Origin of the sequence: Flavobacterium sp. (assembly GCF_029242675.1) — a bacterium.
Lineage (GTDB): Bacteria > Bacteroidota > Bacteroidia > Flavobacteriales > Flavobacteriaceae > Flavobacterium.
In genome coordinates this window covers 1-4,131 of sequence record NZ_JAQWTM010000033.1, presented here as the reverse complement: position 1 = coordinate 4,131, position 4,131 = coordinate 1, and the positions used below count along the sequence as shown (strand labels likewise).

General features: G+C 35.5%; 5 protein-coding genes. All 5 read right to left on the bottom strand.

Features of this window, described 5'->3' with window-relative positions; all coding sequences use genetic code 11:
- The coding region (locus P8M54_RS01215) for an HD domain-containing protein (RefSeq protein WP_300284051.1) at positions 1–1,081 on the bottom strand (1,081 nt) is incomplete at its 3' end.
- A 75-nt stretch (positions 1,082–1,156) separates the two neighbouring features.
- On the bottom strand, positions 1,157–2,290 hold the full coding sequence (gene chrA, locus P8M54_RS01210) for a chromate efflux transporter (RefSeq protein WP_300284049.1): 1,134 nt from the start codon (positions 2,288–2,290) through the stop codon (positions 1,157–1,159).
- Positions 2,291–2,439: 149 nt separating this feature from the next.
- On the bottom strand, positions 2,440–3,162 hold the full coding sequence (locus tag P8M54_RS01205) for a hypothetical protein (protein ID WP_300284046.1): 723 nt from the start codon (positions 3,160–3,162) through the stop codon (positions 2,440–2,442).
- A 30-nt stretch (positions 3,163–3,192) separates the two neighbouring features.
- A complete protein-coding gene (locus P8M54_RS01200) occupies positions 3,193–3,672 on the bottom strand; it encodes a GyrI-like domain-containing protein (protein WP_300284044.1) in 480 nt (159 codons plus the stop codon).
- 60 nt (positions 3,673–3,732) lie between these two features.
- Positions 3,733–4,131 (bottom strand): hypothetical protein (locus tag P8M54_RS01195; protein ID WP_300284041.1); only part of this gene is annotated, 399 nt, incomplete at its 5' end.

The window sequence follows — 4,131 nt, the reverse complement described above, 5'->3', positions numbered from 1 at the left end:
CTTGATTTTTTATTTTTCCTTTAAAAATAAAATAATTAGTATCGGCTATGCTGATATGGTTTTCTGCTGCATATCGTTCTCTCATCTCACTTAAATCATCAACAGCTACTTTTTCACTGGTTAATTTAATTTTAAGTAAATCTCTATTGATAATCATTCCGCTTAAAGTAGAAAGTATAAAATCATCATTTCGCTGCCATCCTTTCAACGCACTTATAATATCAAAATCATCGAGCTGCGAAAACAAATCAAGTATGTTAGCATCAAACGCTTCCAAAGTAATTTTATTTTGAAGAAAAAACTGCAAAGGTACACTGCACGGTAAAACAACTCCTTTTAAAGTCAACTCTTTGGCTCTCTTTAATATTTTGGTCAAAATCAATTCAGCTACTAAACTCGTCTTGTGTAAATAGGCTTGCCAGTACATCAACCTGCGTGACATTAAGAATTTTTCAACAGAATAAATTCCTTTTTCTTCAATAACCAAAACATCGTCAACGACATTCATCATTTGGATTAAACGCTCCGAGTTCACATTTCCTTCGGCCACACCGGAGTAAAAACTATCCCTTTTTAAATAATCCATTCGATCCATATCCAATTGACTAGAAATCAACTGCAACATGAACTTGCGATGGTAATCGCCTTCAAAAACTTGAATTGCTAAATCCAATTGTCCGCCAAATTCTTTGTTGAGTTGGTGCATGAACAACATAGATATTTCTTCGTGATGCACATCCTCGACTATACTGCGCTCCATGGCGTGTGAAAACGGACCATGACCTATATCGTGTAATAAAATAGCAATATAAAGTGCGTTCTCCTCTTCGGGGCTTACCACTACTCCTTTAAAACGCAATACATCAACCGCTTTTTGCATTAGATGCATACAACCTAAAGCATGGTGAAACCGCGTATGATTTGCACCTGGATACACCAAATAAGACAAGCCCATTTGAGAAATCCTACGCAACCGCTGAAAATAAGGATGCTGAATTAAATCGTAAATTAAGGCATTGGGTATCGTGATGAATCCGTAGATCGGATCATTGAATATTTTAAGTTTGTTGATAGTACTCACTCGAAGTTAATTTTTGAGGAACAAATATAAGTAAATTAGTTTTCATGGTGGAAGTTCTGTTTACGCCAGAAAACACTACATCAAACTGAGCAAATAACCCAGTCCTCCTCCTCCCAACACAATGAAAGCCGAATTCAACTTTTTGAAGTAAAAAACCACTAGCATACTGATTACAGCAATCAAAATAGTGCGCCAATCCGTTATCGTACTTGCACCCATTTGAATACAAACCGATACAATTATCGCAACCGAAGCCACATTTACCGCGTCTAAAAAAGTGCTAAAAGTAACCGAATTGCGTATTTTTTTAACCAAAGGATTCAATAAAGCCACAAAAAAGAAAGAAGGTAAAAAGATCGCTATTGTAGACAGAAGTGCGCCCGAAAGTCCGTTTATTTGATACCCAATAAAAGTAACCGATGAAAAAACAGGTCCAGGTGTAAACTGTCCAACCGCTATCGCATCGATCAGTTGTGTTCTCGTAAGTATGCCTCGGGTGACTAATTCTGCATCTAGGAAAGCAAATAATACATAACCACTTCCGTATAAAATGGCGCCTATTTTGATGAAAATCAAAAATAAATTAAAGTTGGTGATGCTAACCGCTGTGGTTTTAGAAACCGAAAAAAGGGATAGTGAAAGCCAATTATTCTTTAGAAACGATTGGTCTTTATTTTGAATCGAATTCAACAGCAACGCTAGCAAACCAGCGCCAAAAAGCAAAATAATTTCGTTTACATTCAAGAGCGAAAATAACAAAACAACTCCCGCTATGATTCCTAAGAGTACGGATTTTAATGATTTTTTGGCCAAAGGATAAATTGCACCAATAATCACTGTGATAATAGCAGGCTTAATCCCATATAAAAAAGGTTGTAAGCTAGGTAGCTGACCGTATTCCTTATAACCGTAGGCGAAAACACCTGTTAGCAAAACCGCAGGAACAATAAAGCAAAGTCCAGCAACGATTAATCCTTTCCAACCCGCTCGCTCCTGTCCAATGTGAATTGCCATTTCGGTGCTGTTGGGTCCCGGAATCAAGTTGGTAGCACCTAATAAATCTAGGAATTGTTGCTCATCAAGCCACTTTTTCTTAACCACCACTTCTTCTTGCATCATAGCGATATGAGCAGCTGGTCCTCCAAAACCTATTACACCCAACTTTAAAAAAAGTAAAGCCAATTCATTTAAACGCTCTTTTTCAGTCATGCTACTATTTATGTTTCGAAACTCTACTGTGATTGAGAACCTCTGAGCTCTTTATTCTCAGCTAAAATACAATTTCCTGTAAAAGAAAAACCGACGACATATACTTTTCTTCTGCTAGCGCAAAACTGCTTGTTAAATGAACTTTTTCTTCAATAATATTCTATTTCATACAAGTATTTATCATTGCACTCGTAACGATATTTCAAATTATTTTTATTTATTATTTTCTGTATTTTAGAATACATTATGTTCATCGTTCTAATACCTGAATTCCCAATAATTTGCCGAGAATATCCTTTGCTTGAATATTTATACACTTCGACAACCTCGTTTTTAAATTCGCTATTGAAGGTTACTCGTTTAATAATTCTATCTTTTTTATCAAAATACATTGTGTCTGTTAAAACCGCCGCTGTTTCAAAATTTGGAACTTTCACTGGGAAAGATTCCCACGATTTTGTTGTTGAGATTCTACTATTTTTTTCAATCTTAATTTCTCTTATAAAACGGATTAATGAATCAGCCTCATATTTAGTTTCTATTTCGGTTTTTGTCTTAGGATTGAATTCGAAATTTGAAAATGAACGTACTACACAAGTATCCTTGGAAACAAAATCTTCACAGTCATATTCAAAAGTTCTTTGTCCATTCTTGTAATCAACAAACTTATTGTAATTTCTCTTCGTATTTAAAACTGCATCATATCCTCCATATGTAATTTCTTTGATCAAGTTACCAAAATTATCAAATGTAGTTTCACGTACTTTTACCAAGCTATCTTCAACTTTATTAAGCTCAGTTATTGTTTTGATCTTTTGACTAAAACCTAAAAAAGTAAACAAAAGAGTAAATAAGTATATGAATTTTTTCATGATTTAGTATGATTGTTTTGTTTTTTACAATTATCTTTTTTTTATCGGAATCCAAACCGTTTCTTCAGATGTGGGATCAGATCGCTTGTACTTATCCCCTAGAATCTCAAAATGCGGTCGATCATCTAGGTCGTAAATAGAATTCGGTAGCCAATGCGCGTAGATTTGCTCAAAAAAGGCAGGTGCCTTGCTTTCATCACCCACAAAAGTAAAAACGGCAAATAGTCCAGCGGGTATGAGCAAGGTTTCCATGTCATGCGGAATCACATCGGTATTAGGAACTGCAACTCCAACCCATTTATCAAAGGAAACCGTAGGATCAAATTGCTTCCAATAGGTCGCACCAAATACCTGAATGGAATACAAATCGTTTCCAATACTGTTATTGATCTCTTTTCGTCTCGGCATAAATCGTTGCCATACCGCAGCTGCATTGTAGGTAGTATAAGACATTTGGGCGCGCATTCCTAGGATTTGAATCGCTGGGTGAGTAACTATTTCTGGTGTCAAATTATTTTATTTTTGAGGGTTGTATATTGCTTGGGTTGTATAAAATGTAGCAGCTTAATTTTACTTAACTATAGCTTCGTGATTTGTTGCCATTAGCTGAACCTGAAAATCTAATAAATCTTTTTTCACGACAAAATAACCTCTTGAAAGCATATAACGGTAGTTCGTAATAGCTTCATAAAAGATTTCCAACTCTGAATCGATGTATTTATCCGTGCTAAAATACAAATAATCTTCTTTTAGATACCCTTCAAAACTAGCTCTTATCTCCGCTGTTAGAACTTTAGCGTACGAACTACTTTCCAGCATCTCTTTTATTTCTTTTTTAACGGCTTTCTCCAGTTCGTACACTTTTAAAAGGTTGGGTTTGATTTGCTCAATTGGCGTCACCACCTGCATGAATTGTGTTGCGTCCATCAACTTATTGTGATACTCAAAACTAATATCGAAAGATTGGTC

Coding starts and splice junctions, on each gene's coding strand:
- chrA (WP_300284049.1), bottom strand. CDS start 2,290: ATGACTGAAAAAGAGCGTTTAAATGAATTGGCTTTACTTTTTTTAAAG.
- P8M54_RS01205 (WP_300284046.1), bottom strand. CDS start 3,162: ATGAAAAAATTCATATACTTATTTACTCTTTTGTTTACTTTTTTAGGT.